Raw genomic sequence first — 16,570 nt, forward strand, 5'->3', positions numbered from 1 at the left:
TTTTCCCGTTGAACGACGCACCGTAGAATGTCCCGGCGCCTGCATCGCAGGCTTTGAACGGGAGACCGGATGCGAGCGTTCGAGTGGTTCACCGAGTTGACGACGCGCGAGCGCCGCACGCTTTACGCAGGTTTCGGCGGTTACGCCGTCGATGCCTTCGACTTCATGATCTACTCGTTCCTCATTCCCACGCTGATTGCCACGTGGGGCATGACGAAGAGCGAAGCCGGGATGATTGCGACGAGCTCGCTGATTTCATCGGCTATTGGCGGCTGGCTCGCCGGCATTCTCTCTGACCGATATGGCCGCGTCCGCGTGTTGCAGTGGACCATCGGCACGTTCGCGTTCTTCACGTTTCTTTCCGGCTTCACGCATTCATTCGGACAGTTGCTGGCCACGCGCACGCTGCAAGGCGTGGGCTTCGGCGGCGAATGGTCCGTGGTCACCGTGATGATGGCCGAGACCATTCGCTCGCCGCAACATCGGGCGAAAGCCGTGGGTACCGTGCAGAGCAGTTGGTCATTCGGCTGGGGCGCAGCGGCGATCCTCTACTGGGCGTTCTTCGCGTTGCTGCCCGAAGATACCGCGTGGCGCGCGTGCTTCTGGATCGGGATCTTGCCGGCGCTGTGGATCCTCTACATTCGCCGCAACGTCAGCGATCCCGACATCTATCTCGCCACGCGCCGCGCGCGCGATGCCGGCACTGAAACCGCTACGTTCTCCGATATCTTCAAAGGCTCGCACCTCAAGACCACGATACTGGGCAGCGCGTTGTGCACCGGCATGCTCGGCGGTTATTACGCCATCACCACGTGGCTGCCGACCTATCTCAAGACCGAGCGCCATTTGTCCGTGTTCAACACGAGCGGTTATCTCGTAGTGCTGATTGTCGGCTCGTTTTTGGGTTATGTATTCGGGGCTATTCTCTGCGACAAGATTGGGCGGCGCGCGTCGTTCGTACTGTTTGCTATCGGCTCGTTTCTGCTAGGGATGATCTACACGATGATCCCCATTACCGACCATGCGATGCTGCTGCTCGGCTTTCCGCTTGGCATTGTCGTACAGGGGATATTTGCGGGCGTGGGCGCGTATTTATCGGAGCTGTACCCGAATGCGATACGCGGCTCAGGACAAGGGTTTTGTTATAACCTCGGGCGCGGGCTCGGCTCGTTTTTCCCGATTCTTGTCGGCGTGCTTTCGCAGGGAATGTCGCTTGTCAAAGCGATGGGCGTGGTGGCGGGGACGGGGTATTTGTTGGTGATTGTTGCGGCGTTGTTGTTGCCGGAAACACGGGGGAAGGCGCTTGGTGCGGTGACGGGGTGAGTTTCCGCACCAATGTGCCGGACCGGGTTCGCCTTCGTAGGTCCAGCGTGACCGCGGTTTCAGCCGATGCGGCAAGTGTATCGAAGGCCGTCAACAAGAACGTGCCGCCGGACAAACGTTTTGATATTGCTCCTTCCATGCCCCTGGAACTGTGATGGCATGAGCATGCGCTGATCTGTGCGAGGGCGATGTCGGAGAATCCGTAACGGACAGGGAAGCATTTGGACGGGAGGTTCTTCGGAACCTCCCCAAACTTACGGAGCAATGCCTTGCGGTAGACCAGAACGAGCACGCAACGCCTCATACAATTGCCCGGGCCCAAGAAGGATGTCCTTGAGGCCAGCACGAATCCGCGATGAGCTGAGCGCTTGAGTGCTCATTGCCGTGTGGGCATCGAAGGCGTCCATGATGGCGTTCTGTAACGCATCGGTGAGATCGGGTGAATTGTCGAACTGCTGCTTACTGTTGCTCTTTGCCTGTTGAACCAGCGTGTCGTTCTCAAGGAGCTTGCCTTTGATGACGCCATTGATATACACGAGCTGGTCGTCAGCGGTGAGCTCGCCTTCGAACAGGCCATTTACCTTCGCGATGATCTCGTTCAGCAACGCTTGCTGCTTGTCCTGCACCGAGCCACTGCCGACTGCATCCATAGGTGACAGCTTGGGTGTTTCGCCATTCGCGAGACTCAATACCTGTCGTCCTTTGTTCCTCAAGGTGTGATGCGTTAGAACGACCTTCGATAAATCTACTTCATCGCGTTCGCGCCCGAACTCGAGCAATGGCACCAGCCGTTTGAAGAACATGAACCGCTTCTCGATATCGGTGTTGCCGTAGTCAAATATTTGCGACAGAAAAGCGTACAAGCGGATAAAGGCGCCCATATCGTTTTTGAACAGCACTAGCGCATCAAGTACGTCCTTAGCGCCTTGTGCAAGCCTCCTGTCCTCTTGCTTTTCGGCATCAAGGTTGCGCTGCCGCGCCGCTTTGTACTTCTTAAGCAAGCGATCAGCTACCGGTGCAATAGCGCCGTTCAACTGCGCTTGGGTCCCTTTAGGGTCAATCTCAACCCTTACCACCCTGTCGACTTCGAAGTCATCGTAATGACCGCTTGCGTCGAGTTTCGCCCGGAGGTCATACACCTGATTTGGATCGGTTGTTGCCTCGAGTTCGGCCGTATCGTAGTACGTCTTGAATGCTGCCAAAACGTCAGCGGCATCATTCACAAAGTCGAGAACGTACGTGTCGGTCTTTCCAGGATGTGCCCGGTTCAGCCGCGATAAAGTTTGTACCGCCTGCACGCCACCGAGCATCTTGTCGATATACATTCCACACAACAGCGGCTGATCGAAGCCAGTCTGGAATTTGTTGGCCACCAGCAGCAGGTGATAACCGGGCTCGGCGAACGCGTTCCGTATATCCCTGCCATAGAGCGCTGGATTTAGCTCCTTGCTCGTTTCGCTGACAGGTGAAGGGTAGCTTTCGGGATCATCTATCTCGCCCGAAAACGCAACCAGAACGCCAAGAGAATAATTCTGCCGTTCAATATAGCCACGAATCGCTTTCTGCCAGCGCACGGCCTCCTTGCGACTGGCGACGACGACCATCGCCTTGGCTAAGCCGCCCAACAAAGGCTGCACATTCTCACGATAATGCTCAACCACAACCTGCACCTTCTGCGCGATGTTGTACGGATGAAGGCGAACCCATTGCATGATTCCTTTCATCGCCGTGCTTCGCTCCACTTGCTTCTCGTCGAATTCCCGGCCGTTGTGTGCCAGTCTGAACGCGAGTTTGTAGGTCGTGTAGTTCCTGAGAACATCGAGAATGAACTTCTCCTCGATCGCCTGGCGCATGGAGTACACGTGAAAAGGCCCGGGCAATCCGTCGGCATCGGGACGGCCGAAAAGTTCGAGCGTCTTCTGCTTTGGCGTCGCGGTGAAGGCCACGTACGTCAGTCCCTTTGCGCCAACACGGCCTTGCATTTGCGCGACCAGCAGCGTTTCGGTGTCGATCTCGCCACCGTCCTGAAGCGCACTCCATTCTTCCGCCGACAACAACTGCTTAAGCTTCGATGCCGCCTCACCGCTTTGCGAACTGTGCGCTTCATCGGCAATCACCGCAAAGCGTTTGCCTTCCGTCGCCGCGAGTTCATTAACAGCATCGAGCGCGAACGGAAAAGTCTGGATCGTGCATACGATAATCTTCTTGCCGCTCTTTAACGCCTGACCTAGTTGTGCGCTTTTGCTTCCATGCTCGTTCGTGATCGTCGCGACAACGCCCGTGGTACGTTCGAAATCGAAGATGGCTTCCTGGAGTTGCGCATCGAGTACGGTCCGATCCGATACCACCAGCACGCTATCGAAGATTTTATTATGGTTCGCGGCGAGGAAATGGGCCGTCCAAGCGATCGAATTGGTTTTCCCCGACCCGGCGGAGTGCTGGATTAAATAGCGCTCGCCCGCACCCTTAGCGAGCACATCGGCGACTATCTTCCGAGTCGCATCTAGCTGGTGATATCGCGGGAAGATAATGCTTTTAAGTTGCTTCTTGTCGTCGCGCTTGCCGATCAAGAAGCGACCCAGTATCTCGAGCCAGCTTTCGCGTGCCCAAACTTCTTCCCACAGATACGACGTTGCGTAACCGTCAGGATTCGGTGCGTTGCCAGCCGCGCCAGCGTTGCCGCGATTGAAGGGCAGGAAGAATGTCTGCGTCCCTTCGAGGCGCGTGGTCATCATCACTTCGCTTTGGCTGACGGCAAAGTGCACCAGCGCGCCACCGGGGAAGCTCAATAAAGGCTCGAACACGCCGCCTTTAGGGTGCGGGTTTCGATCGTATCGATATTGATCCACTGCATCCTGAACGCTTTGCGTGAAGTCCGATTTGAGCTCCACGGTTGCGACCGGAATGCCGTTAAGGAACAGGACAAGGTCGAGTTCTTCTTTGGAGTTGTTCAGAGAATGGCGCACTTGGCGTACTACGCGCAAACGGTTCGTTTCATACTTTTGCAGTACGACGGGATTGATCGCGAGCGCCGGCTTGAATTGCACTAGTGACAAGGGTTCCTTTAACCCGAGCATCTCGACGCCTCGTCGCAGGACGTCCAACGCGCCTCGTTCGTTGAGGCTTTTACGCACGCGCTCAGCCACGCGCTCTTTTACGGCCGTGCCGTGCGTTGTCGTCAACCGCTGCCACGAATCTTGCTGAGTCTTTTCGATCCACGCGAGCAAGTCGGGTAGATAAAGCGCGTTGAATCGATCGTAGTGCGCTGCATCGCCCTCTGAATAGAGCCAACCGATATCGTTGAGATGTCGACAGATTGCCGCTTCGAAGTGGTGTTCCTGGTGCAGGTCGCTCATACGTCTTCCGGCGGATGTTGGATTCGTTGTTGCTCGACGTTCGGCTATGTTGCAACCGGCGGTTTAGCTCTCTGCATAGCTGCGCTCGATGAGTGGCTTCGCGCGCTCGAACTCCGAGATGGATCGCAGGCTTACCTCAAGATCGCCCGTACCCCAATGGCCGATCTGGCTGATATCACGCGTGAACCCCTCTTCCAACGTTATCAATGCCGGGTCGAGTTTCAGCGTGATCAAGATGCGCTGAGCGTTCACGACGACGCATGCAAAGTTCTTTAACCGACGAAACGCGGTGTAAAGCTTTAAGCGTCGTTCTTGAACGTCATCCCCCAGCGAAAGCAGATGGGTTGCTGTTTGCTGGTATAGCTCGGATATTTCTGGCGACGCGGCGTCAAGTTGCTCTGCGAGTGTCTTGTCTTTGCTCGCTGTCTTTGTTTTTGCGGGTTCTGCCGACGATGAGTTATCGATCGATTTCAATGCCGTAGCGTCTACGATAGTGACGGCATTCACCAACTCGAGCAGCAAAAGATCCTCGCCAAATAACTTGTACCGGATCAACTCTATGTTGCGTGGAATCTGCTGGACCGCGTGTTGATCGAAGCGAGTGAAATCCGCAGCGATGCAGAGAAGTCGCGTGCCAGTCCACTCGACGGTATCGGCAATTTCCTTGCCGAGCTTTTCCATCACAAGCCATCGAAACTCAGCTTGATGATCGAGCAGCCAGTCGAGGTAGAAAAGACCTTGATTGATGACGTTCTCGTTGCTGTGCCGCTTATATTCGATGATGACCGGGCAACCGTTTTCATCGAGTCCCAGGGAGTCGATGCGTCCCTTGTGGGTCTTGCCAGTGATGTATTCGCTGGCGAGGAAACGGATGCCGAGGAACGTTGGCATTTGCGCTTCGATCAGACTTTGGAGCTGCTTTTCCAGGGCGGCGGGTCGGCTTTGCAGTTCGGTTGGTTCGCCGTCGGCGGAGAGGCGGAAGAGTTGGATATCGCTCATGCGATGGGGGTGAAGTCGGTCGCCGATCTTTCGGCAGCGGCGTAATCGCGGACGTCAATCTTTCCGGTAACTGCTGCGGAAATGAGGGCGGAGCGGCGTTCTTTGAGGAGACTAATCGCGAGCACGACGTCTCGCTCAAGGTTTTCGATATTCTGCGACAGCCTATCACACGCGTGAACAATCCACTGCTGCTCGTCCAGCGGCGGAAGTGCGACGGCAATATTTTTGAATTCATCCCAGTAAAGTCTTAATCTAAAGTCAGTCACCCCCCGGGAATAACGCTTCATTTCTTCGACTCCATTTGGAGTCCGCAAAAGAAGTTCGATAAACCTAGTCACGACGTCGCCTCGTTTGCGCCGCGCGACCACGTAAGCAGGACTTACCATTCCGGGGATGGCGACGGTCCCAAATCCCCCTTGCCATGCGCGCATCATGTTGTAGACCAAGTCGTCGACCGCAACTCGCTTGTATTTTTCTGGCTCATCGCTCCTTGATACCTTTCGGTCCGTTTCGTCGTCGGTGAGCTCTTTGTCGGAGACGCCATGGTGAATCGACACGCTCAGTGTCGGCAACGATCCATCGCCAGGCTCATTCACTTGAGAAAAAAGCCGACCCAAGCGGATTACGGTCCAGTGAGATGGAATCTTTTCGGACCAACCCAAGCCAGAGTTTCTTAGAGGTACATCCGAAGTGATCCCACGCGTCACGACGTGCGCAATAGTCGCTTGACGCTTTTCCGCGAGAATCGTGAGTAGTTTTTCCTGCTCAGCAATCAGCGCATCAATCTTGCCGGTTTCGCGGTCGAGAAAATTAGAAATAGCTAGCTGCTCGTCGAGATGCGGAACGAGGAACGGCATACTTGCTAAAAATTCCCAACCAACACGCGGCATCCTCGAACCAAACGTCGAACTATTTACCGAAGCAATGAAGCCACGGTTGAGTACCTGGTACTGCGCGAAGCGACCGAACAACTGGGCACTGCATCGGAGAACCAGGAAATCTCCTACTGCTTCCCCAGCGCAATCTGCCAGGTATGCCTTCGCGAGATAAGGTCGCAATTTTCCAAATAGGATGTCTCCTTTCTCGAAAGCAACACCTTCGCCCGTAAAGTCGGCTTCCGTTACAACAAACTTTCCTGACCAACTTTCTATGTTCTCTAGAGCGACAGGGTTCACGCTTTGCGTTGCTTTAGCCGTGACGAGGCGAGCACACAATTTGAGGCGCTTTACTTTCCAATTCTTGGGCACCTTGCCAAGCCATTCCGAACCGCTGTCCTTGCAATCTACATAATTTCGCAAGCTCATCCGACCAGGTCCTTGAGCATCTCCGACACGGCGGCGCAAACCGACGCGAGCTCCTGATCGATAATGTCTAACCCACGCGGTGGTTCAAACACATAGAAATGCCGATTAAACGGAATCTCATACCCCACCTTGCTCTTCTCTTCATCGATCCAAGCATCCGGTGCATGCGGCAACACCTCGCGCTTGAAGTATTCACTGATGTCATCGCCGAGCGGAACGTTCTCGATATCACGCAACGCGCTGTCCGCTTGCGGCTTACCTTTTTGCTTGCCCTTCACACCGAGAACGATCTCGCCTTTGTCATCACGTAATGGACGCTCAACGGTAATGGTTGTATAGCCGAAGGCTTCGTTCTTGAACAACCGAGATACGGGCGCCAATTTCACCTTCCCACCAGCCGGCGCTTTGGGTACCGCAGTCTTACCGCTCACAATCTTCTGACTGGCCTCTTTGCCACTCACATCGAAAACAGTCGCCAAGTCAGCGTCCACGCAATGGCCGAACAAATTGGTCACTGTATCGATATGACCACTGCTCATCTCCTTGCGCTTGCTACCTAAACTCTTGCGCATCTTTTGCCAGAAACTCGACGCATCAATGAGCTGCACAAAGCCCTTCCGATTCCACGGTTTCTTATTCGACAGAACCCATATATAGGTCGCAATGCCGGTGTTGTAGAACATGTCAACCGGCAGCCCAATGATCGCCTCTACAAGGTCGTTCTCAAGCACGTACCGACGAATTTCCGACTCGCCCGATCCTGCGCCTCCGGTGAACAACGGCGAACCGTTGAGAACGATCCCAAACCGACTGCCTCCGTCCCGTGCTGCGCGCATCTTTGAAAGTAGGTGCATCAGAAAAAGCATCGAGCCGTCAGAGACACGCGGCAGCCCCGGACCAAATCGACCATCAAAACCTTTCTCTTCGTGTTCTCTGCGTACAGCCTTCTCGACCTTCTTCCATTCCACGCCGAACGGCGGATTCGAAAGCATGTAATCGAACTTGCGACCGCTATGTCCATCTTCGGAAAGCGTATTGCCAGCGACAATGTTGCCGACGTCTTGCCCTTTAATCAGCATGTCGGCTTTACAGACCGCGTAGGACTCGTCGTTGAGCTCCTGCCCGAACATGGTCAGCCGCGCAGCCGGGTTGTGTTGAAGCAGATACTCACCCGCCATTGACAACATACCGCCCGTCCCAACAGTCGGATCATAAATAGTTCGGACTACCGCACTTCCTGATTTCAGAACATCATCGTCTTCAATGAACAGCAGATTCACCATCAAGCGGATCACTTCACGCGGTGTGAAGTGCTCCCCCGCTGTCTCGTTAGAAATTTCGGCGAACTTGCGAATCAACTCCTCGAAGGCCAATCCCATTAGATGGTTGTCCACCGTATCGGGATGTAAGTCGAAGCCGGCAAACTTTTCGGTAACGAGATAAAGCAAGTTCGACTTGGCCAAACGCTCGATCACAGAGTGAAAATCGAATCGCTCGAAAATATCGCGTGCGGCTGGCGAGAACGCTTGAACGTAGGCGTAAATGTTTTGCCGAATATTGTCTTGGTCACCGAGAAGCTTGGTCAGATCAAGCGGCGATGCGTTGTAAAAAGACGTGCCGGCTTTCCGAATCAGGAAGGGATCGGGGTTGAGACCCGCTTTGGTTTTTGCATCGAACTCGGCAAGTACCTTCGCTTTCGTAGGCTGCAGCACGCAGTCCAAACGGCGCAATACGGTAAATGACAAAATCACACGGCCGTATTCGGATTGTCGATAGTCACCGCGTAGCAAGTCCGCGACAGACCAGATGAGAGCTGAAATTGTCTGATGATTCATCGTCGGCAGGCTAGCGGCTGCCGGCTATCGAATAAATACGAAAATTCTTAGATGCAGTTACCCGCTACAATTTATGACATCTCCGGACGGAAGCGAATGTTGCCCTCAAAGGCAATACCATGCGAACTGCAGTGTTCGGAATGCGAGATCGGGACGGACTATAGTAGGGACGAGGGGACCGAGAAAGAGCGGAGACTATCGCTCCGCCGCCATCGTTACATTGCTCGGCGCACGGTCGCCAGCGGCAAAAACAAGCTCAGCGGATTGCTGGGTAGAGCCACGAATCCATGATGCAGGTAAAACCTTGCGGCCAATTCATGCTTAGCGTCAACAACCAGCGCGAACGCTGCGATCTCTGATCGAACAGACCGCGTGAACGCATCCGCCAGCAAGGCACCGCCCAGGCCTTGTTTCTGAAATGCCTGGTCGACAGCCAAGCGCCCCACTCTCACAGCGGGCACACTAGGATAGCGCGGCGGTTTTTTCCCGACACTAGCCGGCAATTCAGCTAGAAGCAGACTTGTTGCCGCGAGGGTGTAGTAGCCCGCGACTCGTTGCTCATCAGTAACCGCCACGAAACAGGCAGCAACCCGACGACGGATATCCTGAGTAACCTGCTGTTGAAAGTAGCGATTCAGCGGCTCCGAATCGCTACTGAAGGACGCGCGCTCGTGAACTGCGTCAAGCGCCATAACGCTGTAGGGCGCGGAACTCATTCAGTTCGCAAAAGTTTCTGACGCCGAGCGAATGCTCGCTTGAGCGCCGGAGCGGGTTCCGGCGGTGACAAAAGAGCCTGAGCGAAACACTCCTGATCGGCGAGCGACAGACGCATGACGTCCGCCTGTTCGATGGCGCGCTGAGCGGCATCCTGCACGGCCGATACGACAAAGTCGGTCATTGTGCGCCCCTGCAACTCCGCTGCACGCTTGAGCATTGCGTGCAAATCAGTGCTGATCCGGGCTTCGAGACGAGCAGTAGAAATGGCTGTGGGCATGATGAGAACCTCCTGGATCACTTATCATACGGCAATTTGCCGTACACATCAACGGTGTACCTTCGGACCGCTCTTGTCTCTTTCTGACATTCTTCGAGATCCATCGACAAAAAACCGGGCTCAAACCCCGAGCCCGGCTTTTCAACGAACATCCCACGAGAAAAATCTTATCGCGGCAACTCGCTAGACCCCATCAAAAACGCATCGACCGAGCGCGCGCACTGCCGTCCTTCACGAATCGCCCACACAACCAGCGACTGACCGCGCCGCATATCGCCGGCGGTGAACACCTTCGGCACCGACGTAAAGTATGCCTTCTCCCCTTCGGTCGAAGCCTTCACATTGCCACGCGCGTCCTTATCCACGCCGAACGCTTCAAGAACCGGCGATGTGGGCTGCGTGAATCCCATCGCAAGCAGGACCAGATCGGCTTTCATTTCGAACTCCGATTCCGCCACTTCCTGCATCTTCCCGTCCTTCCATTCCACGCGCACCGCGATCAGCTTTTCAACCTTGCCGTTCTTGCCTTCGAAGCGCTTGGTCGCCACCGACCAATCACGCTCGCAACCTTCCTCATGCGACGACGACGTGCGCAACTTGATCGGCCAGTACGGCCACACCAGCGGCTTGTTCTCGACTTCAGGCGGTTGCGAAAGCAACTCGAACTGCGTCACGCTTTTCGCGCCATGCCGATTCGATGTCCCAACGCAATCCGAACCCGTATCGCCGCCGCCGATCACCACAACGTGCTTGCCCTTGGCAATCAACTGATCGACGACCGTGTCTCCAGCATTGACCCTGTTCTGCAGCGGCAGGAATTCCATCGCGTAATGGATGCCCTGCATTTCACGCCCAGGCACCGGCAAATCACGCGGCGTTTCCGAGCCGCCTGCAATGACAACAGCATCGAATTGCTCACGCAACTCATCGGGCGAAATGGTTTCACGCGATGAATTCGCGATATGCCCCGGCAGCGGATCCTTGCCGATAAAAACATTGGTCCGGAACGCCACGCCTTCGGCTTCCATCTGCCGCATGCGGCGATCGATCAGCCACTTTTCGAGCTTGAAATCGGGGATGCCATATCGCAGCAATCCACCAATCCGATCGTTCTTCTCGAACACCGTCACGTCATGCCCCGCACGCGCCAGTTGCTGCGCAGCGGCCAATCCGGCGGGACCTGATCCGACCACCGCAACCTTCTTGCCGGTCTTGTGCTTGGACGGCAAGGGTGCGACCCAGCCTTCGGCCCAGGCTTTATCGATGATCGCGTGTTCGATCGACTTGATGCCGACCGGATCATCGTTGATACCGAGCGTGCAAGCCGTCTCACACGGTGCCGGACAAATGCGCCCGGTGAACTCCGGGAAGTTGTTCGTGGAGTGCAATACTTCAATGGCCGTCTTCCAGTTCTGCTGGAACACCAGGTCGTTGAAGTCGGGAATGATGTTGTTCACCGGACAGCCGTTGTTGCAGAACGGAATGCCGCAATCCATGCAGCGCGCGCCCTGGATCTTCGCGTTCTCGTCCGACAGCGCGTGAACAAATTCCTTGTAATGCTTGACGCGAGCGAGCGGCGCTTCGTACGTCTCATGCTGGCGCTCGAACTCGAGAAAACCGGTTGCCTTGCCCATGTGGTTCTCTTTCTCTGTATTGGGGGTTGATCCACCCTTCGGCGTCTAACGCCGAAGGGCCGTACTAGTCATCGGAAACGGAAGGAAGCTCAGGCCGCGATCGCGTCTTTTGCTTTTTTTGCGCCCATCTCGCCGAGCGCTCGCTTGTATTCCGTCGGGAACACCTTCACGAATTGACGGCGCGACGCATCCCAGTTCTCGAGCAGCGCTTTCGCACGCGTCGAACCGGTGGACTGGAAGTGCCGCTCGATCAGGTCCTTGAGCAACGCTTCGTCGGTCTTGCCGGTGTGCCACAAAGCCCGGTCCACCGTACGTTCCTGTTCTGCCTGCTGCAAGACAGGATCGAGCGCGACCATCGCCTTGTTGCACTTGCCGCTGAACGTGCCGTCGGCATCGAAGACGAACGCCACGCCGCCCGACATGCCCGCCGCGAAGTTGCGCCCGGTTTCACCGAGCACGACCACCGTGCCGCCAGTCATGTATTCGCAACCGTGGTCGCCCGTGCCTTCCACAACTGCGGTCGCGCCCGAGTTACGCACGGCGAAACGCTCGCCCGCGACACCCCGGAAATACGCATCGCCTTCAATCGCGCCGTACAACACCGTGTTGCCGCAGATGATGTTTTCCTCCGACTTGCCCCGGAAGTCGTTAGTCGGGCGAATGATGATGCGTCCGCCCGATAGACCCTTGCCAACGTAGTCGTTGCCATCTCCGACGAGATCCAGCGTGATGCCCTTCGCCAGGAACGCGCCGAAACTCTGCCCCGCCGTGCCCTTCAACTGGATATGAATCGAGTCGTCGGGCAGGCCGTCGTGACCGTACTTTCGTGCGATCAAACCGGACAACATCGCGCCCACCGTGCGGTTCACGTTGCGCACCGGCTGGATGAACGAGACGTGCTCGCCTTTCTCGATAGCCGCCTTCGACTTCTCGATCAGCACATGATCGAGCGCCTTCTCAAGCCCGTGATCCTGCGTCTCGACGTGCTTCGTCGCGATGCTGCCGTCGTTCGGCACTTGATAAAACACTTTCGAGAAATCCAGGCCCTTAGCCTTCCAGTGCTCGACGCCCTTCTTCGTATCGAGCAATTCGGCGTGGCCGATGAGGTCATCGAACTTGCGGATACCCAGTTGCGCCATGATTTCGCGCACTTCTTCCGCGATAAAGAAGAAGAAGTTCACCACATGTTCCGGCTGTCCCGTGAACTTGGCGCGCAGCACGGGATCTTGCGTCGCGACGCCGACCGGGCACGTGTTCAGGTGACACTTGCGCATCATGATGCAGCCCTGCACGACGAGCGGCGCGGTCGCGAAACCGAACTCATCGGCGCCGAGCAGCGCACCGATCACCACGTCGCGGCCGGTCTTCATCTGGCCATCGGCCTGCACGCGGATACGGCCGCGAAGGCGGTTAAGCACCAGCGTTTGCTGCGTTTCGGCCAGACCGAGTTCCCACGGCGTACCGGCATGCTTGAGCGATGACAACGGCGAGGCGCCCGTGCCGCCATCGTGGCCGGCGATCACGACGTGATCGGCCTTCGCTTTCGCAACGCCCGCGGCAACGGTTCCCACACCCACTTCCGAGACCAGCTTCACCGAGACGCTCGACGACGAGTTCACGTTCTTCAGGTCGTGAATAAGCTGCGCCAGGTCTTCGATCGAATAAATATCGTGGTGCGGCGGCGGCGAAATCAGGCCCACGCCCGGCACCGAGTACCGCAACTTGCCGATGTAATCGCTGACCTTATGACCCGGCAGCTGACCACCTTCGCCCGGCTTCGCGCCCTGCGCCATCTTGATCTGGATCTGATCCGCCGACGACAGGTACTCCGCCGTCACGCCGAAGCGTCCGGACGCCACTTGCTTGATCTTCGAGCGCAGCGAATCGCCGTCTTTCAACGGGATATCGGTGACGACTTCATCGCCGATAACCGAGCGCATGGTGTCGCCGTTCTTGATCGGAATGCCACGCAGTTCGTTGCGATACCGGTTCGCGTCTTCACCGCCTTCACCCGTGTTCGACTTCCCGCCGATACGGTTCATGGCCACAGCCAGCGTGGCGTGCGCTTCGGTGCTGATCGAACCCAGCGACATTGCGCCGGTCGCAAAACGCTTTACGATTTCCTTCGCCGGTTCCACTTCGTCCAAAGGAATCGCCTTCGCCGGATCGACCTTGAACTCGAACAAACCACGGAACGTCATGTGACGCTTGGTCTGGTCGTTGATCAGGTGCGCGTATTCCTTGTACGTCTGGTACGAGTTGCTGCGCGTGGAATGCTGCAGCTTGGCGATAGCGTCAGGCGTCCACATGTGCTCTTCACCACGCACGCGATACGCGTATTCACCGCCCGCATCCAGCATGGTCGCGAGCACGGGGTTCTCGCCAAACGCCTCACGATGCAGACGAATCGCTTCCTCAGCCACTTCGAAAATGCCGATTCCGCCGACCTTCGACGCCGTGCCCTTGAAGTACTTCTCCACGAGTTCGCTCGAGAGCCCGACCGCTTCGAAAATCTGCGCGCCGGTGTACGACATGTACGTGGAAATGCCCATCTTCGACATGACCTTGTACAAGCCCTTGCCCACGGCCTTCGTATAGTTGTAGATGGCTTTATCGGCGGAAAGATCGCCCTTCAGACCTTCGGCCATTTGTGCGAGCGTTTCCAGCGCGAGGTACGGATGCACGGCTTCCGCGCCGTACGCGGCGAGCAGCGCGAAGTGATGCGTCTCGCGCGCCGAGCCCGTTTCCACGACCAGACCCGTGCTCGTGCGCAGACCGTGCTGCACGAGATGCGTATGGATGGCAGACGTAGCGAGCAACGCCGGAATAGCCAGGTTGTCTCGGTCCATCTTGCGATCGGAGACGATCAGCATGTTGTAGCCGGACTTGACCGCATCCACCGCTTCCGCGCACAGCGAAGCCAGGCGCGCTTCCACGCCTTCGTTGCCCCACACCACCGGATAGCAGATGCTCAGTTCATACGAGCTGAACTTGCCGCCGGTGTATTTATCGATGGCGCGAATCTTCGCGATGTCCTTGAAGTCGAGCACGGGCTGCGAGACTTCGAGACGCATCGTCGGGTTGATGTTGGTCGTGTCGAGCAGGTTCGGCTTCGGGCCGACGAACGACACCAGCGACATCACCATGTTCTCGCGGATCGGGTCGATCGGCGGGTTCGTGACTTGCGCGAAGAGTTGCTTGAAGTAGTGATACAGCGTCTTGTTCTTGTTCGACATGACGGCCAGCGGCGAGTCGTTGCCCATGGAGCCAACGGCTTCTTCGCCCAACTGCGCCATGGGCGCCATCAGGAACTTGACGTCTTCCTGCGTGTAGCCGAACGCCTGCTGACGATCCAGCAAAGCGGCCGCTTCACGGCGCTGCGTGTCAACTTCCTCGGCCTTCGGCTCGATTTCATCGAGCTTGATGCGCACGGCGTCGATCCAGCTCTTGTACGGCTTGCCGTTCGCGAGGTTGTCCTTGAGTTCCTTGTCGTCGATGATCCGGCCTTGCTCCATGTCGATCAGGAACATCTTGCCCGGCTGCAGACGCCACTTCTTCACGATCTTCGATTCCGGCACCGGCAACACGCCCGATTCCGATGCGAGGATCACGAGGTCGTCGTCGGTGATGACATAGCGCGCCGGACGCAGGCCGTTACGGTCAAGCGTGGCGCCAATCTGGCGGCCGTCCGTGAACGCGATTGCGGCGGGGCCGTCCCACGGCTCCATCATGGCAGCGTGATATTCGTAGAAAGCGCGGCGGTTGTCGTCCATCAGCGTGTGCTGTTCCCAGGCTTCGGGAATCATCATCATCATTGCGTGGACGAGCGGATAACCCGCCATGACCAAGAGTTCAAGGCAGTTATCGAACGATGCCGTGTCCGACTGGCCCGGGTAGATCAGCGGCCAGAGCTTCGGCAGGTCGTCGCCCAGCACGTAGCTGGCGATCGCGCCGGTACGCGCGTTCAGCCAGTTGACGTTGCCCTTCACGGTGTTGATTTCACCGTTGTGCGCAATCATCCGGTACGGGTGCGCGAGTTCCCACGCAGGGAACGTGTTGGTGGAGAAGCGCTGGTGCACGAGCGCGAGTGCCGACACGGTACGTTCGTCCTGCAGGTCGCGGTAATACACGCCAACCTGACCGGCCAGCAGCAGGCCCTTATAGACGACCGTACGCGCCGACATGGACGGCACGAAGTATTCCTTGCCGTGCTTGAGCTTGAGCGCCTGGATCCGGTGACTAGCGGTCTTGCGGATCACGTACAGCTTCCGCTCGAGCGCATCGGTCACGACAATGTCCTTGCCCCGGCCGATAAAAATCTGCCGGATCAGCGGCTCGCTGGCCTTCACGGTGGGCGAAATGGGCATGGTGGCGTCCACCGGCACATCGCGCCAGCCCAGCACGATCTGACCTTCGGCCTTCACCGTGCGCTCCAGCTCCTGCTCGCACGCGAGACGCGATGCGTTTTCCTTCGGCAAGAAGATCATGCCGACGCCGTACTCGCCTTCCGGCGGCAGCGTCACGCCCTGCTTCGCCATTTCCTCACGATAAAACCCGTCCGGGATCTGGATCAGGATGCCCGCGCCGTCGCCCATCAGCTTGTCGGCGCCGACAGCGCCGCGATGGTCGAGGTTTTCGAGGATCTTCAGACCCTGCTGGATGATTTCGTGGCGCTTCTTGCCCTTGATGTGCGCAACGAAGCCGACGCCACAGGAGTCGTGTTCGTTTTCGGGGTCGTACATGCCCTGCGCGGCGGGAGCGGAACCGAGAGTCGGCGGCAGTTGATCGTTCATGGGTCACCGTGTTCTGTGGGGGGCCGCGGGCGGCCGTTGAACATGTTCTTGCTTTGGGCTTACGTGCATTGCTTACGTGCGTTGCTCGCGCCTCCGGCAGGCCAAGACCCTGAACCTGGGCGAAAAACGCGAAGCCGGTCGTGCAAACAGACGCGATGCGTCCTGAACTGCCGGAAAACGAAATATACGCGATGAATCAAAAACTTGGCAACCAAAACTCGTTGATCTGGCGCCTATTATCGAGTTGGTGCATGATTGCCCCATTTAATTAGGTCCACATCAAGTAAGGCAAAAAATAAACGGCATCCCGATTTTTGTCGTCATGCCGTTCA

At 57.0% G+C, this 16,570-nt stretch carries 11 protein-coding genes; 3 read left to right on the forward strand and 8 right to left on the reverse strand.

Annotated features, from left to right (window positions below; all coding sequences use genetic code 11):
- The first annotated feature begins 69 nt into the window (after positions 1 to 69).
- Both ACSQ36_RS17485 and ACSQ36_RS17490 read left to right on the forward strand, forming a co-directional pair.
- Positions 70 to 1,323 carry an MFS transporter gene (locus ACSQ36_RS17485; protein ID WP_436182834.1) on the forward strand — a complete coding sequence of 418 codons (1,254 nt, stop codon included), beginning with the start codon at positions 70 to 72 and terminating at the stop codon, positions 1,321 to 1,323.
- A complete protein-coding gene (locus ACSQ36_RS17490; protein WP_436182835.1) occupies positions 1,320 to 1,478 on the forward strand; it encodes a hypothetical protein in 159 nt (52 codons plus the stop codon). The genes ACSQ36_RS17485 and ACSQ36_RS17490 overlap by 4 nt, the downstream gene beginning before the upstream one ends.
- A 99-nt stretch (positions 1,479 to 1,577) precedes the next feature.
- On the opposite strand, the gene ACSQ36_RS17495 is transcribed toward ACSQ36_RS17490, so the two are convergent.
- Together ACSQ36_RS17495 and ACSQ36_RS17500 are read right to left on the reverse strand one after the other, a co-directional pair.
- Positions 1,578 to 4,679, reverse strand: a complete 3,102-nt coding sequence (locus ACSQ36_RS17495) for a type I restriction endonuclease subunit R (RefSeq protein WP_436182836.1) — start codon at positions 4,677 to 4,679, stop codon at positions 1,578 to 1,580.
- A gap of 63 nt (positions 4,680 to 4,742) precedes the next feature.
- A complete protein-coding gene (locus tag ACSQ36_RS17500) occupies positions 4,743 to 5,360 on the reverse strand; it encodes a DUF5655 domain-containing protein (protein WP_436182837.1) in 618 nt (205 codons plus the stop codon).
- A gap of 21 nt (positions 5,361 to 5,381) precedes the next feature.
- Here ACSQ36_RS17500 and ACSQ36_RS17505 point away from each other — a divergent pair, with 21 nt between their 5' ends.
- Positions 5,382 to 5,723 (forward strand): hypothetical protein, encoded by a 342-nt coding sequence (locus ACSQ36_RS17505; protein WP_436182838.1) that lies wholly within the window; start codon positions 5,382 to 5,384, stop codon positions 5,721 to 5,723.
- Here the strand turns inward: ACSQ36_RS17505 and ACSQ36_RS17510 are convergent.
- The 6 genes from ACSQ36_RS17510 to ACSQ36_RS17535 form a co-directional block, all read right to left on the reverse strand.
- The gene (locus tag ACSQ36_RS17510) at positions 5,675 to 6,982 is read right to left on the reverse strand and encodes a hypothetical protein (protein WP_436182839.1); all 1,308 of its coding nucleotides are present in this window, start codon (positions 6,980 to 6,982) and stop codon (positions 5,675 to 5,677) included. The genes ACSQ36_RS17505 and ACSQ36_RS17510 overlap by 49 nt on opposite strands.
- Positions 6,979 to 8,817, reverse strand: a complete 1,839-nt coding sequence (locus ACSQ36_RS17515; RefSeq protein ID WP_436182840.1) for a type I restriction-modification system subunit M — start codon at positions 8,815 to 8,817, stop codon at positions 6,979 to 6,981. The genes ACSQ36_RS17510 and ACSQ36_RS17515 overlap by 4 nt, the downstream gene beginning before the upstream one ends.
- Positions 8,818 to 9,032: 215 nt before the next feature.
- On the reverse strand, positions 9,033 to 9,533 hold the full coding sequence (locus ACSQ36_RS17520; protein ID WP_436182841.1) for a GNAT family N-acetyltransferase: 501 nt from the start codon (positions 9,531 to 9,533) through the stop codon (positions 9,033 to 9,035).
- Complete coding sequence (locus tag ACSQ36_RS17525) at positions 9,530 to 9,811, reverse strand: DUF1778 domain-containing protein (protein ID WP_299705533.1); 282 nt, start codon at positions 9,809 to 9,811, stop codon at positions 9,530 to 9,532. The genes ACSQ36_RS17520 and ACSQ36_RS17525 overlap by 4 nt, the downstream gene beginning before the upstream one ends.
- Positions 9,812 to 9,978: 167 nt before the next feature.
- A complete protein-coding gene (locus ACSQ36_RS17530) occupies positions 9,979 to 11,445 on the reverse strand; it encodes a glutamate synthase subunit beta (RefSeq protein WP_436182842.1) in 1,467 nt (488 codons plus the stop codon).
- 89 nt (positions 11,446 to 11,534) lie between these two features.
- Positions 11,535 to 16,238, reverse strand: coding sequence for a glutamate synthase-related protein (locus ACSQ36_RS17535; protein WP_213767140.1), 4,704 nt, complete (start codon positions 16,236 to 16,238; stop codon positions 11,535 to 11,537).
- Between the last annotated feature and the right edge of the window lie 332 nt (positions 16,239 to 16,570).

It is taken from the genome of Caballeronia sp. LjRoot34, assembly GCF_964253815.1.
GTDB lineage: Bacteria > Pseudomonadota > Gammaproteobacteria > Burkholderiales > Burkholderiaceae > Caballeronia.